Here is a 22953-nt window from a genome sequence, read left to right on the forward strand (position 1 = left end):
CCATCCAATTCTCTTGTTGATCTAAAGTAAGTAGAACAATTATACCATAATTTCTCAGCAAATCATATAACGGGAAAATTAATTTTTTGTTAAGGATTTGGTTCACTCCTTTGCCCGGAACTTTTCTGACAGCTTCCGGACTTCTTCCACATCCATACCGGTCAGATCCGCGATCGTCTCCATGCCCATGCCCTTTTCCAGCATGCGAAGGGCAATATCCTTTCTCTCCTGGCGTACGCCCTGCTCTCTGCCTTTCCGCAGACCTTTCTCCATTCCTTTCTCCATGCCGGTCTCCCAGGCGCTGCTCATGATGGCATCGTGATCCCGAATGGCCTTCTGCCGGGCCTCGTACTCCAGCCTGGCCCTCTCGTCCGCGCTCATCCTCTCCAGCTCCCTGTAGGCCTCCTCGATATATTCGCTTGTACTTGCCATATCCTCCAACTCCTTCCGGTCCTTCCCAGCCAGAAAACGCATCCACTGGATGACCTCATCGTCCTCCCGCAGATCCCCCGGCAGCTTCTTCAGCTCCAGGATCTGCAGCTCCAGAAGGTCTGTGTACTTTTCCCCTGTCTGCTCATCGCACAGGCTGATGGTCCGGTGGCATTTCCTGTCATCCGCAAAGCGGATAAAGTCCAGTATGCTCACATGGATACACTTTTTCAGCTTCGTGTAGGGATCGCCCCTCCCGATCTGATCTGTGTACATTTTACTCAGATAAAACAGGGATCTGGCGTCCCACTGCCCGAAGGGGTACGCCTGCATCTCCATGTTGACCTGCGCCCCGTCCTCCATCAGGGCCCGGACATCCAGGATGCCCAGCTTCTCGTCCGGGTATTCCTGCCGCAGCGCCGTGGGAAGCAGCACCGTCTCCCGGATGGACGCCGGGTCCGCTCCCAGCAGGGCGGCGATAAAGCCCTTTCTCACCTTGGGATTGTACATCAGTCCCTTAAAGCACACGTCCACGGTGGGAAGCATGATAAACTTGTCATTTTTCTTCGTCACTTGTCTTCTCCTTTCCTGTGTGTCTCATACAGGAAAGGGGTCTGCTTTCATATTAGCACATCTCTTAGAAGCTTCAAAGACGTAAGCCCTGTTCCTGCATTATTCCTTTGTTTACAAATCGAAGCTAATGCCTGGAATACAGGCTCCGAAAATCAGATCTTTGCCGCTCTGACATCTGCGGCGTGAAAATAATTGTTTCCGGCAGCATCCTGTGCTGCCCTGATGCTATTAAAATAACATAATTTTTGCACTTATGCAATCCTTAATATAATTTTTTATATGCCTGTGGCTGCAAAAAAGCTGCGGAGCACTGGCCCTGCAGCTTTTTACCTTCAAAAGATACATTCTGTATATTTTCTGTTTTCCAAATTACGGAGTTCTTTCCTGCTTCCGCCCGCTTTTAGCAGATCTGTGCTCCTGCCGGCATATCCTTCTCCGGCGTCATGAGGGCCAGATTGCCGTCTGCATCCTCAGCGCAGAGCAGCATGCCCTCTGAGAGCACACCTGCCAGCTTGGCCGGCTTCAGGTTCACAAGCACCATGACCTTCTTGCCTACCATCTCCTCCGGCGTGTAGTTGGACTTGATGCCGGACACGATCTGTTTGATCTGGCTTCCCACGCGCACCTTGGAGCAGAGAAGCTTTTTGGACTTCTTCACAGCCTCGCACTCGATGATCTCGCCCACCTGGAACTGCATTTTTCCGAACTCCTCAAATGTGATCTCCGGCTTTGCCTCAATATCGATCACATTTTCCGCTTCTTCCTTCTCTTCCACATGGGGATGAAGCTCCTCCACCTTTTTCATGACCTCCTCAAGATCCAGTCTCTGGAAGAGGATCTCCGGCTTCTCTGTCACCTTGCCGTCTCCCAGCTGTGCCAGGATCTTCTCTGATGTCTCAGGCATAAAGGGCTCCAGCGCCGCCGCGCCGGCTTTGATGCTCTCGATCAGATTAAAGAGCACAGTCTCGAGGCGGTCCTTCTTTGCCTCGTCCTTTGCAAGGGCCCAGGGCATGGTCTCATCAATGTATTTGTTGCAGCGTTTGAACAGGGTAAAGATCTCTGTGATGGCGTCCGCCACCCGCAGGTCGTCCATTTTGCTCTCCACTGCCTTTGGCATGTTCTCTGTCACAGCCTTCAGATCCGCATCCACTTCCCCGGACACGCCCTTGTCTGTCACTGTGCCGCCAAAGTATTTATTTGTCATGGAAATCGTGCGGTTTACCAGATTTCCAAGGGTGTTTGCCAGGTCAGAGTTCATTCTCTCTACCATCAGCTCCCAGGAGATCACGCCGTCGTTGTCAAAGGGCATCTCATGGAGCACAAAGTAGCGCACAGCGTCCACGCCGAAGAAATCCACCAGCTCATCCGCGTAGAGCACATTTCCCTTGGACTTGCTCATCTTGCCGTCTCCCTGGAGAAGCCATGGGTGCCCAAACACCTGCTTGGGAAGGGGCAGATCCAGGGCCATGAGGAAGATGGGCCAGTAAATGGTGTGGAAGCGGATAATATCCTTTCCGATCAAATGGAGGTCTGCCGGCCAGTTTTTCTTGAACTGCTCTGTGCTCTCCCCGTCACAGTCATATCCGATTCCGGTAATATAGTTGGTCAGGGCGTCCAGCCACACGTACACTACATGATCCGGGTCAAAGTCCACCGGAATTCCCCATTTAAAGGAGGTCCTGGACACGCACAGATCCTGCAGTCCCGGGAGGAGGAAATTGTTCATCATCTCATTTTTCCTTGACACCGGCTGGATGAACTCGGGATGGGTGTTGATGTGCTCGATGAGACGGTCCGCATATTTGCTCATCTTAAAGAAATAGGCCTCTTCCTTTGCAGGCTGCACCTCCCGGCCGCAGTCCGGACATTTGCCGTCCACAAGCTGGGACTCTGTGAAGAAGGACTCGCAGGGAGTGCAGTACATCCCCTCGTAATATCCCTTGTAAATATCTCCCTGGTCGTACAGCTTTTTGAAAATCTTCTGCACCTGCTTCTCGTGATCCGGATCCGTGGTGCGGATGAACTTGTCGTAGGAGGTGTTCATCAGATCCCAGATTCTCTTAATCTCCCCTGCCACATTGTCCACAAACTCCTTTGGCGTCACGCCGGCTTCCTCGGCCTTCAGCTCGATCTTCTGCCCGTGCTCGTCGGTTCCGGTCTGGAAGAACACGTCATACCCCTGGCTCCTCTTGTACCTGGCAATGGCATCTGCCAGCACGATCTCGTAGGTGTTCCCGATGTGGGGCTTGCCTGATGTGTAAGCAATGGCTGTTGTGATGTAATACTTCTGTTTTTCCATACTCTCTACTCTCCTTTTTTCATAAAAAAATCTTCTCTGACTCCCATTGGAAATCAGAGAAGACGAATTTACCGTGTTACCACTTCTCATTCACTCCTGCCTCGCAGCAGAAACCTCATAAGGTGCCGGTTCGGCCGACATCTCTCCGCTGTAGAGGGCGGTCCCTTCGCAGACTTACATTGAGCACTTAGGCTTCTCCCCGTTCGTCTGCGCCGCTCGGAAGCCATCTTCAGCCCGCTTCCATCCATTTCCTCTCAGCATACGGAAATTTCTCTGTAAAACTTTCCCGGACCTACTCTCTTCGTCACAGCGTTTCTGTTATGAAAAATAATCTGTCTCAAATCGTAGCATAGGGGAAGAGAAATGTCAAGGTGTCAGCTCCATGCATATACTGTTAAAAACCCAAATTGGAAATGAACATGAACGATCACTATCCCTTTTTCAACACCCCGCTCCCCTACACCTATGACGCCCTGGAGCCATTCATCGACGAAAAAACCATGCGGCTGCACCACGACCGGCATCTCCAGACATATATCGACAACCTGAACCAGTTTCTTGAGGCCAATCCGTCTCTCCAGAATTACTCTCTGACAGAGCTGCTGGTCAGCCAGGACAGACTTCCCTGCCAGCTTCGGACTCCTCTGCTCAACAACGCGGGCGGCGTGTTCAATCACCGCTTCTTCTTTGAGGGCATGACAAAGGCAGGCACCCGGGGACAGGCGCCCGCCCTCTATAGGCAGATAGCCAGGCAGTTTGGCAGCATGGAGCATTTCAAATCCTGCTTTAAGGAGGCAGCCCTCTCTGTGTTCGGCTCCGGCTATGCGTGGCTTGTCTGGGAAAAGGGCGGCTTATGCATCACCACCTCCGCGAACCAGGACACGCCAAACCTGCGCTGCTGCCTGCCGCTGCTGGCCATAGACGTCTGGGAGCACGCCTACTATCTGAAGCATTACAACATGCGCGCCAGCTATATCGACGACTGGTTCCGGGTCGTAAACTGGTCCTGCGCGGAAGCCCGTTTCCTCCGCTGCGGAATCATATGAGCAGCATCTCCTGCTCCAGTCCCTTGCCGGTCTTCAGCATCTCCTGCCTGAGCTCTTCCAGCTCCTCCGGCAGGTCTGCGCTCATCCTCTCCAGGTCCCGGAGCGCTCCCGGCTCCATCTCATATCCCGACGACAGGTGGCGTCGGTAGAGCTCTGCGCTCATATGCAGCGGCCTGACATCCGGGAAGAGATTGTCCCGGATGAAGCAGAAGATACGAAGTCCTCCGAAATCCATGTCCCCGCTGTGCAGATATTCCACGGTCCTGTCCTTCAGCACTTCCGCAAGGTTCTTCAGGAAATCTCTCTCCTTGGGAGAGAGGAAGCCGTGGGTGAAGACATACAGTGTCTCCTCCTCAAAGGGCTCGCAGATAAAGCTGGCCCTGTTCTCTATCGTCACGATCCGCCGGATGTTCTGCTGCCGGCAGATGCGGGCGCTCTTCAGCGTCTCGCTGTTCAGGACCGTGCCGTACCGCAGCTTTCCCAGGTCCACAGTCTGCCCTTCGATCTCCAGGCGCAGCGGCCCCTTCACCTCCATCTGCTGGGAGTACTCTTCTATGTAGAGCCAGGAGAGCACCTGGGAGTCATCCATAGCTCTGTCTATATCCGGGTGGTAGTCCCGTGCCATCTGGACCACCCAGCCCCTGAACCCGGCCGGGTCATCCCTGAAAATCTTGGGACGCCCCAGATACCGGCTGCTGAAGATCTGTACATAGACAGGCTCCTCCAGCTCATCCAGCCCCTTCAGGCAGGCAAAGTACTGCTCCTTTCTCCCCTGTCCGAAGATCCGGCTCAACTCCTTTGCCTTCAGCTTTCCGCTGTCCGCCTCCCTCCAGCGGTCTCTGACATAGTCCCTGAGCCACTGTCTGCGCAGTGCACCGGCCAGCTCCTCCAGCTCCCGCTTGTACGCGGCGGCAGTCTCATACTTGGGCGTCTTTCCCGCCATTTTATAATAGACGGGCATGTCTTTGTTATAGTAGTGAAATTCGCTGAAATCCTGCTTATAATTCTGCCAGCGCACTTCCTTTTTGGGGATCAGTCCCAGGCGCTCCAGCTCCAGCATCTCCCGGACCACCAGGTCACGGCCTGCTCCCCTCGGGGCGCCCGCCTCCCTCTCCGCTTTATCAAAATCCTCCTGATGGATCTTCAGGCTGCGGCGCCCCTCCAGGGAATGGTTCCAGTCATTTTTCTTCTTCTCATAATTTTCAATGATCTTCCTGACAATGTAGCCGCCTCTGTATCCGTCCACAGAATTACCTCCGCTCCTGTTCTCCGCGCCGATCTTCGCTCCCAGTGTGTCTTCCGCCTGTATCCCTGCTTATTCTTCCGCCTCCTCCATCAGCTCGTCAAAATCCTGCTTCTCAAACTCCATGATGGAGATGTTCTGCTTGTCCGGGTTGGCGAAGACAAAGGTCTTGTCCACGTTCTCCAGATAGTTCTGGATCTTGTCGTTGGTGGCGCTGATGATAGCCTGGAAGCCAAGGCCCCGGATCAGCTCGATGCAGGTAGCCACCTTCTCCGCGTCCATCTTGGAGAAGGCTTCGTCCAGGATGACAAGGCGGATGGTGGGGTTCCTGCGGACTCTGGGCGAGTAGTCCAGACGGTAGAGCTGGGCAAAGCTGGCCAGAAGCGCCACATAGAGAGGGTTCTGGCCCTCCCCGCCGGAGTTCTTGGAAATCATCTTCCCAAGACCGATGTGCATGTTCTTCTCTCCCCGCACGATCTGCTGCATGTCAAAGGAGAGGTAGGTCCGGTAGTCCGAGTATTTCCGCATATTCTGCTTTGCCTCCTCCATCTCCTCGGCGGAGGCGTTCTCCGGCGGGATGAAGATCTGGATCAGCTCCCCTATCAGCTCCCCGTACTTCTCCTCGTGCTCCATGGTAAACAGGTTCATCTGGTTCTCCATATTGTAGGAGAGCTGGGACGGATCGATCTCCAGGGAGTCGTCCATGAACATGTCATAGTATTCCCCGTAGGCCCCCTTGTTCCTGGTGATCACAAACTGGTACTTGTCCTTTCCGAAGTCCAGCCGGCTGATGATCCGGTTCAGCTCATCCTTTCGCTGGAGCGCCTCCTTGATGGCGCTGCGGATCTTGTAGATAAAGTCCTCCTTGAAATGCTGGACCGCGGTCCTGGCCTGCTCCGCCGCTTTCTCCTTGTACTCCTCCAGATGGTCGCACTGGAGCGTGTTCAGGAGCTTCTCGTAATCTCCATTGTCCTCTGCGCTGGCCGAGAAGGTGCGGTGGGGGTACTCCCGCAGGTAGCTGCTGCGGATGTCCACCAGCTCCTGGTATCTCTTCTCCCTCTCCTCCCGGCAGACAGCCTGCTCCCGGAAGCAGAGATTTTTCAGGTACTCATAGTTGGAGCTCTTCCTGCTCTCCATATAGGATTGGAAGCTCTCCGCAAATTCTTCGTTTTCTTTGAAACTTTTCTGTTTCTCATTTAACTCTTCATCCAAATCCAGATACTCCTGATCCGCCTCCTGGATCCTTCTCTCATGCTGCCAGATGGCCTTCTGGATGCCGTCTGCCTGCTGCTTTTTCCTTGTCTGGCGCTCCCTCAGCTCCTCCTTCTCCCGCTCAAGCCTGCCTACATTCTCCTCCTTGAGCTCCTGTATCTGGCTCTGCAGCATTTCTCTTTCTTTTTCCTTCTCGCCGATCATCCGGATATCCTTTATCATGCTCAAGTACTCTCCGGCGGGGCGGTCCAGATAGTCCATGGCAAGGACAGAGCGGATCTCCTCCTGGCGCTCTTCCAGGGGCACCCTCTGCTTCTCCAGCTTCTCCAGCTTTTCCTCCAGCCTCTTTCTCCTCTTCCGGAGACTGTTCTCGCCGATAGAGGCGCGCTCTGTGTAATTCTCCGGATTGATATGCTGCAGCTTATAGCTCTTGTACAGCATGCACCCGGGGGTGATGCCCACAGTCTGCTGCCGCAGCTCGTCGATATCCCGGCACTTGATCACCCTGCCAAGAAGGAAATCCGTGTAGACCTGGGCAAAGTCTGTCCCCGCCTTCACCTCCTCTGCCAGAGTACCCTCCCTGATCGGGTGGCTGCCCTGCATGAGGCGCTCCGTGTCCACCACGGCGGCGCGCCAGAATTTCTTTTTATCCATGGTCTCATAGATCTCCATGGCCTCCTTTGCGTAGGCCGGCTCCACCATGAGGGACAGCTTGTTGTTCCCCAGATAGCCCTCCACCGCATTGTGCCATGTCTCGTCCCTGACCTCCAGCATATCCGCCAAAATCTGTACGTTCACAAATTTTCCGGCCCTCTTCTGGAGCTCCTCCCGGATATAGTATCTGGCCTCCTCCAGTTCCCGGGGATAGGCCTTCTTTCCCTGCTTCAGGTCAGCGATCTCCTGGCGGGCCGCCTGCATCTCCTTTTTCATAGCCCGAAGCTGGGCGCCCAGCTCGCCTCTCTCCTCCTCCAGCTCCCGCCGGATGTCGGTGAAATTGTCCTTGAGCCGCTGGAGCTCCTCCTCTGTGATGCTGCCTTGGCAGAGCTTTTCCATATCTCTGAGCATGGAGTTGGACACCATGTCCTGCTTCTTCCACTCCTCCATGCTCTCCTTTGTCTTCTGCAGGCTGCTCCTGCTGGCGGACAGATGCTCCAGGAACAGATTGACCTGGGAGAGCTTATCCTTCAGCTCCTCGTACCCGGTCTGGGCAATGCGGACGATGATGTCCTCGTACTGCCTCTGCAGCTCCTCCGCCTCCCTGTCTGTCCTCTCCTTCAGGCTCTGCTGCTCCTTTTTCTCCTTCTCCTCCTGGGCCTTCCGGTCCCGGATGCCCTCCAGACGGCGGCGAAGCTGGAGGATTTCCAGGCGCAGGGCCCGGTACAGCCAGCTCTCCTCCTCTGTCTTTTTCTCCTTATAGAGAGAGAAACTTTCTTCTATTTTTGTCAACGATTGAATTTCTTTCAGTGTAGCCTCAATCTTGCTGCGCATCTGCCCGTAGCGCATGACGCTCTCCTGCATGTCCTGGATCTCGATATCCTGCTCCATGCAAATGTACTCCTTCACAAAGTCCTCCAGCCGGATGTTCATGCGGAAGGGGATCGCCCTCTTGAAAAGCCTGGGGAACTTCTCCTTGTCCAGCCCTCCCAGATACACATCGTAGAGCTGGCGGCGGAACCTCTCATTGCTGGGGCCGCAGTAGTAGCCGTCCTGGGGGAAATTCCTCTGCAGATACTCCCGCACCTCCACGGTGGACAGGACCCGCCCCTCTCCACGGTATAGATTGGGAAGGAGTTCTCCCCTGTGCCAGAAGAAGAGGCGGCTGATCTCGTTGGTGGCCGTCTCCACGTCAAAGGAGGCGCCCACGCACTCCTGCTCCCCGGTGACGCTGTTTGTGAACTCCAGCACGATGGTGCTGGAAAAATTTTTGTTTCTCCGATACTGGGACTCATTGTTGTCGCTGATGTTGACCATGCCCCGCAGATACTCGATCAGGCTCCGGTCCGAGTCGTCGGCCGCCGCCTTGTTGAAAAAGCCCCGTCCGTCCGTGTTGGCGTACAGGACGATCTGCAGCGCGTCAATGACGGTAGACTTTCCGCTTCCCGAGTGGCCGGTGAAAAAGTTCACTTCCCTGTTCAGCGACAGCACCTTTCTGTCTATGTAATGCCAATTATTCAGACAGATCTTCGATAATATTTTGAACGCCTGTTTCGTCTCCACTGTTCTCCTCCTCGCCAAATGTCTTTAAAAGGGCCCGTATGTCATCCCCGGTGAGCACCATATTTATAGTGGGGTAGATGATCATCCTTGTCCCCTCGTTTAACTCCTCCAGTATATCGAGAGGTTCTATGATCTGGTATTTTTTCAGAAGCGCAATGCTGCGCCGTATCTCCGTGGGAGACGGCAGGGACTTCATCACCTGGAACTCCCCGGCCTTGCCGTTCACCGCCCCCAGCGTTGTCACGATCCTCGTGCTGGACGACACCTGGGCCATCTGCTCGTCATACAGTATCTTCAGCACAAGGAGATAAATGGTGGCAAGCCGCGGGATCTTCTCCCCCATGAGCATGCCGTCCCGTATATAGATCACTCCCAGATAAATATTTTCCACAAGCTCGATACCCGCCACCTGAAAGTATTCCTTCAGAAATTCCATGTGCATGGCACAGATCTTATACTCCCTGCTGTACTGCCACTTTTCAGCCCGCCTGTCGTATTTTCGCTCCAAAATGAATGTCTGTCTGTAAAGGAGCCGGATCACCTCCGTGATCTGCTCTTTCTCCTCATCACTCAGCTGTTCTATATAATCGATCATATTCTTCTTAAACCCTCCTGCGCACAAATGTCAGCTTCGGATAGCGGTATTTCCCGCTCTCCACCAGACCGCCTTCCTCGATGACCTGATACTTGCTGCCGTGCTTTGTACTATAATCATAGGCAAGGATGATCTTCTCAAAGTCCTCGTCATCCTCCACCTTCAGATCTGCGAGCCGCATCTGCTCGCCGTCCATGTGCTCCTCGATAAATTCTTCGATCTGCTTTCTCGTATACCGGGTGTGGATGCGATTCAGCTTAAGGACATCCTCCCTGGAAAGTTCCTGAGAGTCCTCCTCCCGCTCCAACTGGCTGACAAAATCTTTCCTGGGCTTTCTCCTCTTGTAGAGGGACTTCTCCGAGAGGATCTCAAAGAGAGACAGATTCATCCGGGAGGCGGTCTCCCGGAGCCTCTCCTCCTCCTTGCCCTCTTTTCCAAGCTGGTTCAGGAGCTGGATCACAAGCCCTTTTGTGTCCGTCTCCCCGTTCAGGAGATAATTGAGCCTTGTCACAGTGGCCCGGATGTACTTTGTGTTCTCCTTGTCCATATTGGCGATGCGCCGCTCAATGTCGTCAAAGCTCCTCTCGATCCGGTCCAGGATGTCCAGCCCCTCCTCGCCGATGCGGTCGTAGATCGTCTCGTCCTCCCGCATTTTCTCCAGGCACTCTTTGATATCCATTTTGTAAATGTAAAAGTTGTCGCTTGTCTTTAAAATGTGGTATTTCTTCCGGACAACCTCCTCCACATACCCCTCCAGGTGCTCGGCCAGGAGCTGGCCGTACTCCTTCTGCTCCAGCAGCCGCCCGTAAAACCGGTCCATATTGTGGAGCATATCCTGCAGAGCCTTATTAAGCTTCCTCGTGTTCACCAGGGCGGAGCGGAGCATGGCGCTGTTCAGCCTGGGATTGTTCTGGAAGGAGTACAAAGTGGCGTACACGTTCTGGATGTACAGCTCCGTGTCCTCCATCCCCTCCCGGGTCAGCCGGTCAAAGGCCTCTATGAAAATGGCTGCGTAGTCGGGGATGACAATATTGGTCACAAGGGTATTAAAATCCTCGATCTTTTTCAGCCACTGAGTCTTAAGGAGCCAGTTCAGGATCCTGGATGCCGGCGTCTCCAGCATGTCCAGCTCGTCCTCCGACTCTTCCGCCTCCAGGGTGATCTTCTTCTGGGTATAGAAATTCCCTAGGATCTCCAGGCACACCTCCCGGCTCAGGAAGTAATTGTTGTACTCGTATTCCTCGTTGATCTGAAGCAGCGCTTCTATGTATATATCCCGGTTTCTGGAGCGGAACAGGCTCCAGAAGGAGTCCGGGATTTCGTATAGGTATTTCATATGCTTCTCCTGTCTTTTCATATGGGACAAATGCACAACCATTATACCACATCTCCCAAACCCGTGAAAACCGCTTTTCCCGGGCGAATTTTCCCCGTCTGCCCCTCATATCTATAGATAAAATACTCTGTTCATTCCAGGAGGCGTCCATGCGCAAAAAATGTACTTCCCTCATGCTTCTCATCTGTCTGCTGCTTCCCTGTCTGACCTCCTGCAGCCTGTTCCCCGGTCCTGACGAAAATGACCTCTTCCGCCAGTTCACCCTGGAGCTGTTCCGGCAGGAGGTGGCAGCCGACACCATCACACTCCACTATACGGTAAAGGAGCCGGAAAGCTACGGCATCCAGGACACGCCTGTGACCCTGGGATCCTTTGGCGCCGACACAGCCGCCTCCGCCGCATCCCTTGAGAACTGCCTGGCCCTCCTGGAGGATTTCCGGTACAAAAAGCTCTCCCCGGAAAACCAGCTCACCTTCGATGTGCTGAAGTCCTGGCTGGAGACAGCCCTCCAGGGCTCTCCCTACGCCCTCTACGAGGAGCCCTTAAGTCCCCTCACCGGCGTCCAGGCCCAGCTCCCTATCCTCCTGTGCGAGTTCTCCTTTGACACCCCGGAGGACGTAGACACCTACCTGTCTCTCCTGGAGGAGGTTCCCGCCTACTTTGACTCCCTCATCTCCTTTGAGCAGGCAAAGTCAAGGGCCGGGCTTTTCATGTCCTCAAGGAACGCCCAGGATGTACTGGACGAATGCGCCGCCTTCACCGCCCTGGGAGACAGCCACTACCTTTTCTCCTCCTTCCAGTCCAGGCTGGAAAAGCTGACAGAGCTCACCGACAGCCAGAAAGAGGCCTGCATCCTGCAGCACCGGGATCTGGTGTATGACTGCCTGTTCCCCGCCTACAACCGTCTGACGGCCGCCGTGTCCGCCCTGAAGGACACAGGCACAAACGAGTGCGGCCTGTGCTATTACCCGGATGGGAAAAAATACTATGAGTACATCGTGAAGCGGGACACCGGCTCCGCCCGCACAGTCCCCCAGCTCCAGAACCTGACCAGAGAGCAAATGATGGAGGATCTGTCCGCCATGCAGTCCGTAGCTCCCCTGTCCCAAGGGGAGGGAGAAGCGCCGGAGGAGACGAAGGCCGCCTCCATTTTCACCCTGGATGACTCTAACCCGGAAGCCATCCTGGCAGATCTGAGGGAGAAGACTGCCTCCTCCTTCCCCTCCCTGCCGGAGGTCACCGCAGAGATCAAATTCGTGCAGGAGGAGATGGCGGAGTACGTAAGCCCCGCCTTCTACATGGTGCCCGCGGTGGACAACGCAGAGGAAAATGTGATCTACATCAACCAGGGACACCTCCCCGACGACCTGACACTCTTCACCACCCTGGCCCACGAGGGCTATCCGGGGCATCTCTACCAGAACGTGTACTACGCCTCCACGGATCCTGACCCTGTCCGCAGTCTCCTCTCCTTCGGGGGCTACACAGAGGGCTGGGCCACCTATGTGGAAATGCTCTCCTACTACTTCACCGGCATGGATGAGGACAGAGCTCTCCTGGAGCAGCGGAACGCCTCTGTCATCTTAGGTCTCTACGCCCTGGCCGACATGGGCATCCACTACGACGGCTGGTCTCTTACCGAGACGGTGGCCTTCTTCCGCAGCTTCGGCATCACGGACACAGAGACCATACGGGACATCTACGACCTTATCCTCGGAGACCCGGGCAATTATCTGAAATACTATATCGGGTATGTGGAATTTCTGGAGCTGAAAAAGACGGCCGTCAGAGAATGGGGAGAGGACTTCTCCCAGAAACGGTTTCACAAGGCCGTGCTGGACACCGGGCCCGCGCCCTTTGAGATCGTGGAGAGGGCGGTGCGGGAAGCGAGGTAGGGACGGATCGTCTTTGCAGTGGAGAAGCTTTACTGGAACAGATACCTGTATTTCCACATCTGCCATCGCAGGATCTGTTCCACCCGCTCCAGCACATCCTCAGAGTAGCAGGATCTGCACTCCTCCAGTACTTCTATTGCCTCTTTTACAGAAAACCGGAAATGCACCTGCTGGCCATACATTTCTTCCGCAGCATCCATCTGTTCATCAAAGCTTCTTGAAAACGGCTTTGCCTCGATTTTCTCCATACATTTTTCCAAGGCTTCCCCCAGGGGAAAGACCGTCATTGTGTCCGCAAGCAGCGCCAGGCCATGATCAAAATACGGGCAGTGCCGAAACCGTCTGGTCTCCGGCTGATAGATCACCCCAATGTTATTGGTATGCCTGTCCTCATTCAGGAAAAAGGCGTCTATCTCCAGCATAGCCGTAAGATATTTCCCAAAATCTGTCAATCCCGTAATCTCTGTGATCACATTCACCAGATAGCAGATGCGATCCTTCACATCCGCCATGTGAGCCATGGTCCTTGCCGCGCTTTTCCCTGTGTACAGACGGATCAGCTTTTCCACTGTGAGAAGAGACTCACCCTCCATTAAAAAGCTCCTGCTTCTGCACCCTGTATACACATGTGATCTATATTCCATTTCCACCGGTTCATAGAGAACCGTTTCCAAAATCCCTGAGCGGGACAGAAGAGAGGATACAACTGTCTCCGCCAGCCCCTCGTATCCCATGCAGTCCGCTTTATACCAGTAGCTTCCACCCCTTGCCTTCAGCTGGTTTCCCTTTGACGAGTGCCCCCTCAGATCATCCCGGTTCAGAATATCCAGCTTTATCCTTCCTGACATAGCGCGCCCTCCCGGTAATGTATTCTGATCCACTGATCGTCTTCAGCCATTCTCCCCTCTGTCTCTTCTATGATCAGCATGGGGTCGTAAAAGTCCACCCCCATATCTCTCAGAAGCTCCTTTAAATGAAACCTTGTCCTGGGAACACATCTGTCCTCCAGAAACTCCCTGAATTCCTCCCAGCCAGGCGTTTTATTGACCCCAAAGGCTGTCAGAGGAAGCTGGTCCGTATGGTTTTCCACATAGATTGTCTGATTTTTCCAATCCACATCGATGACCGTACACACTCTGTCTTTGTACATATATTCCAGCTGCATCTGAACAGAGGGATGACTCTCCCACCGCCTGAGCTCTCCAACATACCGGTAGACCGTAGGCCGGCTGACAGACATCTCCCTTGCAATTCCCGCGACAGATACGCCCTTCCGGTACATTCTGCGTATCGCATCGGCCTTCTCCTCTTCCAGCCCTTTTCTCCCGGCTCCCCTGGGATTTACCGGCCTGGCTCCACGCATCAGCTCATCGTACTTCTTTGCCTTTTCCATAATTTTCTTCCATTGCTCCGGATCATCCGTCCCGAAGATTTCCAGGCACTGCCAAAGAAGCCTTTGCTCCTTCTCCATACCGCTCCCTCCCTTCTATCTTCAGAATATCATAAGATTACAAGAGTGTAAATAAATTAATTTTTTTACTTTTATTTTCTCCTGGTTTCTCCTTCCGTATATAGATATTTCCCCACAAATATGCTATGTTATTCTAAGCAGGGCTCCTCACCGGAGCCCGGAAATCCACACAGAAAAACGCCGGCTGACCGGCTTTCACAGAAAGGACGAAAGATTCATGAAAATAGAAATTCCCGGCTATCCCTCACTGGACCTGAAATATCTTCTTCTGGACTATAACGGCACCATCGCCCTGGACGGCATCATCTCGGAGGCGGTGGCAAACAAGATCCGCCAGCTCTCTGACCTGTTCCACATCTATGTGCTGACGGCTGACACAAACGGCACAGCCCGTCAGATGTGCGAGGGTCTGCCGGTGGACATCCTGACCTTCCCAAATGATGCCGCCATGCAGGAAAAGCAGAACATCCTCTACTCTCTTGGCAAGGAGAACTGCGCCGCCATCGGCAATGGCCGAAACGACCTTCTCATGTGCCGGGAGGCCGCCTTCTCTGTGTCCGTGCTGGGTCAGGAGGGCATGTACGGAAGGCTCATGACAGCCACAGACCTGTGCGTCCCCTCCATTCTGGACGCCATGGAGCTCTTCCTGAAGCCCCACCGCATTATTGCGTCGCTGCGGGGATGATCTACCTCGCCATCCCCGCGGCCAGCACCACGCTGGCGGCCAGCCCGGCAAATGTGGCGATGAGGGCCCCGGCCAGGGTAAACCTCGTCCTCGTCACCTTTGCCGTCATAAAATATACACTCATGGTATAGAAGATCGTCTCCGTGCAGGACATGCTGATAGAGGCTACAAGGCCTATGTATGTATCCGTACCAAATTCCTTGAAAATATCCAGTAGAAGCCCGGTGGCTGCTGAGGAGGAAAACATTTTCACAACAGTGAGAGGCACCAGCTCTCCCGGAAATCCGATCTGGTCTGTCAGCCGACCGATCTGGGAGGCCATCATATCCAGAAATCCAGACGCTCTCAAAATCCCCACCGCGATCATCAGCGCCACCATAGTTGGCATGATCTTCACCACAATATGAAATCCGCTGTTTGCCCCCTCGATAAACGCATCGTACACCTGCACCCTTCTGGACACCCCAAAGCAGACGACCCCCAGTATCACCACAGGGATGATCATGTTCGAGATGATCATAAACAGTTCCATCGCTATCCCTCTTTTCGCTGATCACATCTGAAATACACCTCTCTTATGTATATGAAGAAATCTTGAAAACCATTTCAAAAACGTCTATACTATTTACAGAAATTTTACGTAGCAGAAGGTGATCTCATGCAGAATACAGCACAGAATTCCAGCGATTTCAGCAAGGGAAGCGTAGCCGGAAATATTTTGAGGCTCGCTGTCCCCATGACCTGCGCACAGCTCATCAACGTCTTATATAATGTGGTGGACCGGATCTACATCGGTCACATTCCCCACACCTCCACCCAGGCCCTGACCGGGATCGGCCTCACTCTTCCCGTCATCACTATCATCACTGCCTTTGCCAACCTGTTCGGCACCGGCGGCGCCCCTCTCTTCTCCATTGCCAGGGGAGGAGGCGAGACAGAAAAGGCAAAAAAGATCATGGCAAATTCCTTTACCATGCTCCTTGTAAGCGGTGCGATCCTTGCCGTCCTGTGCTACATTTTCCGCCGCCCGCTGATGTATCTTTTCGGCGCCAGCGATGTAACCTATCCCTATGCAGACGCCTACCTCACTATTTACCTGTGCGGCACGCTCTTTGTGATGGTGAGCCTTGGCATGAACAACTTTATCAACGCCCAGGGCTTCGGCGTCACAGGTATGCTCTCTGTATCCATTGGAGCTGTGCTGAACCTGGTTCTGGATCCCCTGTTTATCTTTGTGTTCGGCATGGGCGTCCAGGGAGCCGCGCTGGCCACCATCATCTCCCAGTTCGTGTCCGCTGTGTGGGTCTTCCATTTCCTCACCGGGAAAAAGGCGGTCATCACTCTGTCCCGCGCTTACATGAAACCGGAGCTTCCAATCATAAAAAAAATCACCGGACTGGGACTGTCCGGCTTTATCATGTCCGTCACGAACGGATCTGTGCAGATCATGTGCAACGCCACCCTGCAGCACTACGGCGGCGACCTGTACGTGGGCATCATGACGGTCATTAACTCCGTGCGGGAGATCATCACCATGCCTGCCAACGGGCTGACAAACGGCGCCCAGCCTGTCATGAGCTACAATTACGGCGCCGGGGAATACAGAAGGGTGAAATCAGCGATCAAATTCACCTCCTGGGCGTGTATCGTATTTTCCTTCTTCGCCTGGGCCCTTTTGTTCTTCTTCCCACACTTTTTCATCCACCTCTTCAACAGCGATCCGGAGCTGATCGAGAAGGGCGTGCCCGCCATGCGCATCTACTTTGCGGGCATCTTCATGATGTCCCTGCAGTTTGCCGGCCAATCCACAGCCGTGGCCCTGGGCCGCTCCAAGCAGGCGGTCTTCTTCTCCCTGTTCCGGAAGGTGATCATCGTGATCCCGCTGACCCTGATCCTGCCCGCTGTGGGCGGACTTGGCACAGACGGCGTGTTCCTGGCCGAGCCCATCTCCAACTTTGTGGGCGGCACGGCCTGCTTCGTCACCATGCTGCTGACTGTGTGGCCTCTGCTTAGCAGGAAGGAAAAAGAAACTGCAAAACAAGATTAAATAGCTGGAGGGCGTCAGGCCCTCCTTTTTCTCTCCATCACCCTGCAAAACAGGATCGCCGCCCCTGTGCTCACCGATGTGGCCAGGATCCCGGCCCCCACGATAGCCGCCGGGTTCACGCTCCCGTACTGGCTGCGATAGGCGATCACGTTCACCGGGATAAGCTGGAGCGAAGAGATATTTATGATAAGGAAGGTGCACATCTCATTGCTGGCGATCCCCCGCTTCCTTGCCGGCCCTGCCGCCCGGCCTGCTCTTCTGTCCTCCTCCAGCTTTCCCAGCTCCTCCATGGCCCTAAGCCCTGCCGGCGTGGCCGCCCAGCCAAGCCCCAGCACATTGGCGATGAAATTCGTGGCAATGTGTTCTCTCGCCGGATGCCCCACCGGCAGTCCCGGGAAAAGGAATTTAAGCACCGGCGCCATCCGCCCTGTCAGCGCCCGGATCAGCCCGCCCCTCTGGGCAATCTCCATGAGCCCTGTCCAGAAGGCCATCACCCCCGCCATGGTGATGCACAGAGTGATAGCCTCTTTGGAGGAGTCCAGCGCCGCGTTGGTCACCTCCACGATATGTCCCGTACACGCCGCATACACGATGCCGATAACGATCATTCCAGCCCAGAGATAATTCAGCATGTCTGTCTCCCTGTAAAATTTATCTTTTTTATATCCTATGAAAAAAACGAGCGGATATACCGCCCGTCTTTCCTGCAATGCTATTCTCTTTTCACTTCCGCCTCGATCTCCTCCGGCGTGATCTGCTGCTTCTTCAGCTTCAGATACACCACCTCTCGGAAGAGGGCGTAGACCACAGAGACGATGGGGATGAAGATCAGCATACCCACAACCCCCATCAGACTGCCGCCCAGGCTGACTGCTGCCAGCACCCAGATGGAGGGCAGTCCCACGGAATTGCCCACCACGTGGGGATAGATGAAATTCCCCTCGATCTGCTGCAGCACCAGAAAGAGGACGATGAACCCGAGGGCCCTGACAGGATCCACCATGAAGATCAGAAACGCTCCGATGGCGCATCCGATGAAGGCCCCGAATATGGGGATCAGCGCTGTGAAGGCGATGACCACACCCACCAGCAGAGCGTAGGGCATGTTGAAGATCGTCATGGCGACGACAAACATGGTCCCCAGGATGATGGCCTCCACGCACTGGCCTGTGAGAAAGCTGGAAAATGTGCTGTAGGTCAGCGAAAATACTTCCAGCGCCGCCTCCGCTCTTCCCCTTGGGATAAAGGCATAGAGTACCTTTCGCACCTGCACGTTCAGCTTCTCCTTCTGGAGAAGGATATAGCAGGCAAACACAAAGGCAATGAAAAATGTGGTGAGTCCGCTGATGATACTGCGGGCCACAGTGATGGTGGAGTCCAGCATGCTGCCGGCGCCGTTGCGGAAGAAGGACATCCCCACTTCCATGATCCGGTTCCAGTCAAAGTCCAGGTTTTCCAGCCACTGGCTGATCTGGTCGTTGTCCCGGAACATGTCCTCCCCCCACTTCTGTACTCTCGGGATAAAGTCCTGAATGCTGTTGCCAAGGGTTCCCAGCGTGCTTCCAAGCTGAGGGATCAGCACCAGCATGACAAGGGCTACCACGCCAATGACAAGCAGGATCACGGCGATCATGCTGAAGGGGCGGGCCGCCTTTTTCAGAAATCTGCTTTTTTCCGTGACCTTTTTCGGAAACAGATGCCTCTGTAAGAAGTTCATGGGAACATTCAGCACAAAGGCAAAGGCGCCTCCCAGAATAAACGGAAATGTCACGCCAAAGATAAAGCGCAGCACTGAAAATACCACGTCATATTTCCACAGGCACACCACAAGGAGTGCCGTGAAAATAATGAGTCCTCTTATCTTTTTAATGTTTTCCCTGCTTAAATCCATTTTATTTCCTCAATTTCTTTAAGAGCTGGATGATCGGCAGGTTGAGAAGCGCAAGTCCGTACACAATCAGGAGATGTGCTCCATCCAGCGTCTGTACACTGAACAGGTTGTGAAGTCCGGGGATCATGAGAACGCCCGTGATCAGGAGAAGTCCAAGTACAAATGCGCCGATCAGGTAAATATTGTTGAAAAATCTGTTTGTAAATATGACAGGCTTGTTGGATTTACAGTTAAATCCATGTACCAGCCTGGATGTACAAAGTGTGCCGAAGGCCATCGTGCTTGCCAGGAGGCTGCCGCTCTCATTCAGACCGATCAGAAACGCGATGGTCGTCATGGCGCCGATGCACAGTCCCTCCGTTCCGATGCGGAGCAGATAGTCCTTTGTCAGAATAGACTCATTAATCGGCCTCGGCTTCTCTGACATGACATCCTTGGAGTGGGGCTCAAGTCCCAGGGCAATAGCCGGAAGGCTGTCGGTCAGAAGGTTGATGAACAGAAGGTGTACCGGTGCAAATGGAACCGGGAGCCCCACGATGGATGCAAAAAGCACGGTAAGGATAGCTCCAAAGTTTCCAGAGAGCAGGAACTGGATGGAAAATTTGATGTTCCTGTACAGGTTTCGTCCGTTCTCCACTGCTTTGACAATAGTAGCAAAGTTGTCGTCTGTCAGCACCATGGCCGCCGCGTCCTTGGAGACCTCGGTTCCCGTGATACCCATGGCCACGCCGATATCCGCCTGCTTCAGAGCCGGCGCGTCGTTGACTCCGTCTCCTGTCATGGCAACGATGTTCCCTCTGTCCTGCCATGCCCGGACAATGCGGATCTTGTGCTCCGGTGACACCCGGGCATACACAGAAATCTTCGGAACAAACTCCTGCAGCTCCTCGTCTGTCATGTCCTCGATCACCGCGCCCTCGCAGGCCTCAGACTCATCCTTCAGGATGCCGATGCGCTTTGCGATGGCCGCCGCTGTCACCTTGTGGTCTCCTGTGATCATGATAGGCTTAATGCCGGCCTGGATACACTCCTCGACAGCCGCCTTGGACTCCTCCCTCGGCGGATCCATCATGGCCACAAGGCCAAGGAAGGTGAGGTCGTTCTCATCCTCAAGGGCGATATCTCTGTCTTCCTCTATCTCTTTATATGCAAATGCGAGCACCCGGAGACCGTCTCTGGAGAACTCCATGTTCTGCGCCTCGATCTGGGCCTTTCTCTCCTGTGTCATGGGCTCAACTGTCTCGCCGAGACGGATATGTGTCATCCTTGTGAGAAGAACATCCACGGCTCCCTTGACCACCATGGTGTGCTTTCCGTCAAGGATGTGCGCTGTGGACATAAGTTTCCTGTCGCTGTCAAAGGGGATCTCCGACTTTCTCTCATACAGATCCCGGACCTCCAGGGCCTCTCTTCCCAGCTTGCTTCCCAGGTTGATGAGGGCTGTCTCTGTGGGATCTCCGATCTCCTGTCCGTCTGTGTTTGTGGAGTCATTGCAGAGGATGCTGAAGTTCAGCAGTCTCTCCTGGTTGGGATCATTCAGATCGATCTGAGCCGCCGGAATTCTCTTTCCGTCCACATAGTAGTCCTCCACTGTCATCTTGTTCTGTGTCAATGTACCTGTCTTATCGGAACAGACGATGGACACACTTCCCAGTCCCTCCACTGCCTGGAGCTTGCGGATGATGGCGTGCTCCTTGGCCATCTTCTGTGTACCGAAGGAAAGCACGATGGTCACGATAGAGCTCAAAGCCTCCGGGATCGCTGCCACTGCAAGGGCAACCGCGAAGAGGAAGGCATCTCCCGGCTGGTCTCCTCTGAGGATGCTGATGCCGAACAGGATCGCGCAGAAAATGATGATCAGTATGGAGAGCTTCTTCCCGAAATCGTCCAGGTTTACCTGGAGGGGTGTTCTCTTCTCAGATGTATTTTTCAGAAGGCTGGCAATCTTGCCCACCTCAGTGCCCATACCGATGCCGGTAACCTCATAGGCCGCCCGCCCGTAGGTTACAAAGCTTCCTGAGAACACCCGGTTTGTCTGGTCGCCAAGAGCCGCTCCCTCAGGCACCTCGTCCAGGGATTTCTCAACTGATAAGCTCTCTCCTGTCAGCGCGCTCTCGTCCACCTTCAGGCTGGCACATTCCACCAGCTTTCCATCTGCCGGCACGCAGTCTCCTGCCTCCAGGATCACCCGGTCACCAATGGTGACCTCCCGGGACGGGATCTGTTTGAGCACGCCGTCTCGGATAACCTTTGCCTCCGGCGCTGACATCTGCTTTAAGCTGTCCAGGGACTGCTCTGCCTTTAAGGTCTGCACTGTCCCCAGGATCGCATTCATGGTGATAACGACAAGGATAACGATGGCGCTCTCAAAATCTCCCAGAAATCCGGACACAATGGCCGCGATGATCAGTATAATGACAAGGAAGTCTTTATACTGCTCCAGAAAGATCTGCAGCGTGCTCTTCTTCTTCCCTTCCACCAGCTCGTTAAAACCATATTTTTCCTGGTTTTGTCTGGCCTGTTCGCTTGTTAACATAGCATTTCTCCTCTCTTCATTTGCATTTCTGTCTGCAGTAAAAGGTATTTATATGATATTTATATAAAAGGAAGCGAAATAAAAAAGAGACTTTTATTGCATACGATCTGTTATGCAATAAAAGTCTCACTGTTTCATTACGATACGGATGAGTGTTCATCGTATTGACGTTATCGCAAACATGCGGCCACCCCCGGCCTGCATGCCAGTTACTCCCTTTTATTTACAAAAACAAATATAAACGATATTTTCCCTTGTGTCAACCATTATTTTTTCCAGAAAATGTATCCGCTATACGAAAACGCGCCCCGAAAAGAGAGGCGGACACACATCCGGGGATCGCTCCCTGGAGGCATGTCCGCCTGTTTACTTCTTCATATTTATATATTATGTACTCTGTCTACATCTCAGCAGGTGCCGGCACGCTGGGGTCAACCTTGTAGCGCGCCCATCCCTCCGGTGAGTAGATGCCAAGCTGCTTCTTCTGCATCAGCTTGTCAAAGAACGCTGTGATGAACGGGCAGAGGAACAGGGTGACAACAGATGCTGTGGCGCACTGTGCTGTGGCCATGTCCACGTACTGAGCCATGGACGGATCCGCCTCGCCTACTGCCGCAGGTGTCATGGCAGAGTTCAGGGCTGTCGTACCGATGGCAGCTCCCATGGCGTTTCTCTCCTTCTTCGGAAGAAGAATGTTGTTTGTGAAGAAGAAGATCACTGCTGTTGCCGCGGATACAAGGCCAAGGATGATACCGGCCGCTCCGGCGGTCACGATGGTGTTAATATCTGTCTGCGCTCCGATGGGGATCGTCATGAAGAAGGTGACGATCGGCTGTGCTGTCGCACAGGCCTTTCTGAAGCCTGCGTCCAGGTTGCCCCAGATGAAACCGATGAGCAGCGGAACAAGCACTGCGACAAAGGAATTAAAGGGGATGGATGCAAGTCCTGTCGCGCCCAGGGCTACCAGGGTGAAGAACGGCCCATCATTCAGGGACAGGATCGAGATGGCTCCTGTGTCCGTCGCGTTACCGAACTGAGAGGACAGGGAGATGTACAGGGATCCGTTTGAGTTCGTGATGGTCGCGATCCACACGAAGGGGGCGATCCCAAGGAATCCTTCCGGGCCGCAGATGGCACTCACCAGCATACCGATGACCACGCCGAGAAGGAATTTGGTGGCTGTCAGTGTCACGCCCTTGTAGAGAGGCATACCAACCTGCTTTACATTGATGGCAGATCCGCAGACAATCAGGAAAAATCCCATCATACAGGAATTCCCTTCATAGAACAGGGCTGTCACATAGCCGCCGATCTCAAATACCTGGGGACAGAACGTGGCCAGCAGTACGGCGATCAGCAGAGGTACAATGATCAGTCCTCCGGGCAGGTTCTTCATCTTGTTCAGCAGATCCAGATCCTTTGGCCTGTTCTCCTGAACAGCGTTGTTATTTTCTTTCATTTTCTCTCCTCCTTTAAAA

General features: G+C 54.0%; 17 protein-coding genes. 4 read left to right on the forward strand and 13 right to left on the reverse strand.

Annotated features, from left to right (window positions below):
• Positions 1-102: 102 nt before the first annotated feature.
• A complete protein-coding gene (locus H7U36_RS07170; RefSeq protein ID WP_330637051.1) occupies positions 103-1002 on the reverse strand; it encodes an Rpn family recombination-promoting nuclease/putative transposase in 900 nt (299 codons plus the stop codon).
• 400 nt (positions 1003-1402) lie between these two features.
• Complete coding sequence (gene metG / locus H7U36_RS07175) at positions 1403-3391, reverse strand: methionine--tRNA ligase (protein WP_330637052.1); 1989 nt, start codon at positions 3389-3391, stop codon at positions 1403-1405.
• 329 nt (positions 3392-3720) lie between these two features.
• Here metG and H7U36_RS07180 point away from each other — a divergent pair, with 329 nt between their 5' ends.
• Positions 3721-4347, forward strand: a complete 627-nt coding sequence (locus H7U36_RS07180) for a superoxide dismutase (protein WP_205155919.1) — start codon at positions 3721-3723, stop codon at positions 4345-4347.
• Here H7U36_RS07180 and H7U36_RS15400 read toward each other — a convergent pair.
• The 4 genes from H7U36_RS15400 to H7U36_RS07200 form a co-directional block, all read right to left on the reverse strand.
• On the reverse strand, positions 4340-5593 hold the full coding sequence (locus H7U36_RS15400; protein ID WP_205155920.1) for a Wadjet anti-phage system protein JetD domain-containing protein: 1254 nt from the start codon (positions 5591-5593) through the stop codon (positions 4340-4342). The genes H7U36_RS07180 and H7U36_RS15400 overlap by 8 nt on opposite strands.
• A 69-nt stretch (positions 5594-5662) precedes the next feature.
• Positions 5663-9019 carry an ATP-binding protein gene (locus tag H7U36_RS07190; RefSeq protein ID WP_205155921.1) on the reverse strand — a complete coding sequence of 1119 codons (3357 nt, stop codon included), beginning with the start codon at positions 9017-9019 and terminating at the stop codon, positions 5663-5665.
• Positions 8970-9614: a DUF4194 domain-containing protein gene (locus H7U36_RS07195; protein WP_205155922.1), complete on the reverse strand. Its 645-nt coding sequence runs from the start codon at positions 9612-9614 to the stop codon at positions 8970-8972. The genes H7U36_RS07190 and H7U36_RS07195 overlap by 50 nt, the downstream gene beginning before the upstream one ends.
• A 7-nt stretch (positions 9615-9621) precedes the next feature.
• The gene (locus H7U36_RS07200) at positions 9622-10950 is read right to left on the reverse strand and encodes a Wadjet anti-phage system protein JetA family protein (RefSeq protein WP_205155923.1); all 1329 of its coding nucleotides are present in this window, start codon (positions 10948-10950) and stop codon (positions 9622-9624) included.
• A 149-nt stretch (positions 10951-11099) separates the two neighbouring features.
• Here H7U36_RS07200 and H7U36_RS07205 point away from each other — a divergent pair, with 149 nt between their 5' ends.
• Entirely contained in the window at positions 11100-12845 is a 1746-nt protein-coding gene (locus tag H7U36_RS07205) for a DUF885 domain-containing protein (protein WP_191493444.1), read from the forward strand.
• A gap of 29 nt (positions 12846-12874) precedes the next feature.
• Here the strand turns inward: H7U36_RS07205 and H7U36_RS07210 are convergent, their stop codons facing one another.
• A complete protein-coding gene (locus tag H7U36_RS07210) occupies positions 12875-13693 on the reverse strand; it encodes a hypothetical protein (protein ID WP_033125751.1) in 819 nt (272 codons plus the stop codon).
• Positions 13678-14316 (reverse strand): helix-turn-helix domain-containing protein, encoded by a 639-nt coding sequence (locus H7U36_RS07215; RefSeq protein ID WP_052084016.1) that lies wholly within the window; start codon positions 14314-14316, stop codon positions 13678-13680. Before H7U36_RS07215 ends, H7U36_RS07210 begins: the two co-directional genes overlap by 16 nt.
• Positions 14317-14533: 217 nt before the next feature.
• Here H7U36_RS07215 and H7U36_RS07220 point away from each other — a divergent pair, with 217 nt between their 5' ends.
• Entirely contained in the window at positions 14534-15001 is a 468-nt protein-coding gene (locus H7U36_RS07220; protein ID WP_033125750.1) for an HAD family hydrolase, read from the forward strand.
• A gap of 1 nt (position 15002) precedes the next feature.
• Here the strand turns inward: H7U36_RS07220 and H7U36_RS07225 are convergent, their stop codons facing one another.
• On the reverse strand, positions 15003-15533 hold the full coding sequence (locus tag H7U36_RS07225; protein ID WP_033125749.1) for a spore maturation protein: 531 nt from the start codon (positions 15531-15533) through the stop codon (positions 15003-15005).
• Between the two features lie 126 nt (positions 15534-15659).
• Between H7U36_RS07225 and H7U36_RS07230 the strand changes: the two genes are divergently transcribed.
• Complete coding sequence (locus H7U36_RS07230; protein ID WP_138304538.1) at positions 15660-17048, forward strand: MATE family efflux transporter; 1389 nt, start codon at positions 15660-15662, stop codon at positions 17046-17048.
• Positions 17049-17062: 14 nt separating this feature from the next.
• Here the strand turns inward: H7U36_RS07230 and H7U36_RS07235 are convergent, their stop codons facing one another.
• From H7U36_RS07235 to H7U36_RS07250, 4 genes are all read right to left on the reverse strand, one after another.
• Positions 17063-17680 carry a nucleoside recognition protein gene (locus H7U36_RS07235; protein ID WP_191493445.1) on the reverse strand — a complete coding sequence of 206 codons (618 nt, stop codon included), beginning with the start codon at positions 17678-17680 and terminating at the stop codon, positions 17063-17065.
• 80 nt (positions 17681-17760) lie between these two features.
• Positions 17761-18939 carry an AI-2E family transporter gene (locus H7U36_RS07240; RefSeq protein WP_033125747.1) on the reverse strand — a complete coding sequence of 393 codons (1179 nt, stop codon included), beginning with the start codon at positions 18937-18939 and terminating at the stop codon, positions 17761-17763.
• Position 18940: 1 nt separating this feature from the next.
• A complete protein-coding gene (locus tag H7U36_RS07245) occupies positions 18941-21475 on the reverse strand; it encodes a cation-translocating P-type ATPase (protein ID WP_205155924.1) in 2535 nt (844 codons plus the stop codon).
• A 400-nt stretch (positions 21476-21875) separates the two neighbouring features.
• On the reverse strand, positions 21876-22934 hold the full coding sequence (locus H7U36_RS07250; protein WP_033125745.1) for a 2-keto-3-deoxygluconate permease: 1059 nt from the start codon (positions 22932-22934) through the stop codon (positions 21876-21878).
• Between the last annotated feature and the right edge of the window lie 19 nt (positions 22935-22953).

Origin of the sequence: Faecalicatena fissicatena (assembly GCF_016900595.1) — a bacterium.
GTDB classification, from domain to species: domain Bacteria; phylum Bacillota; class Clostridia; order Lachnospirales; family Lachnospiraceae; genus Claveliimonas; species Claveliimonas intestinigallinarum.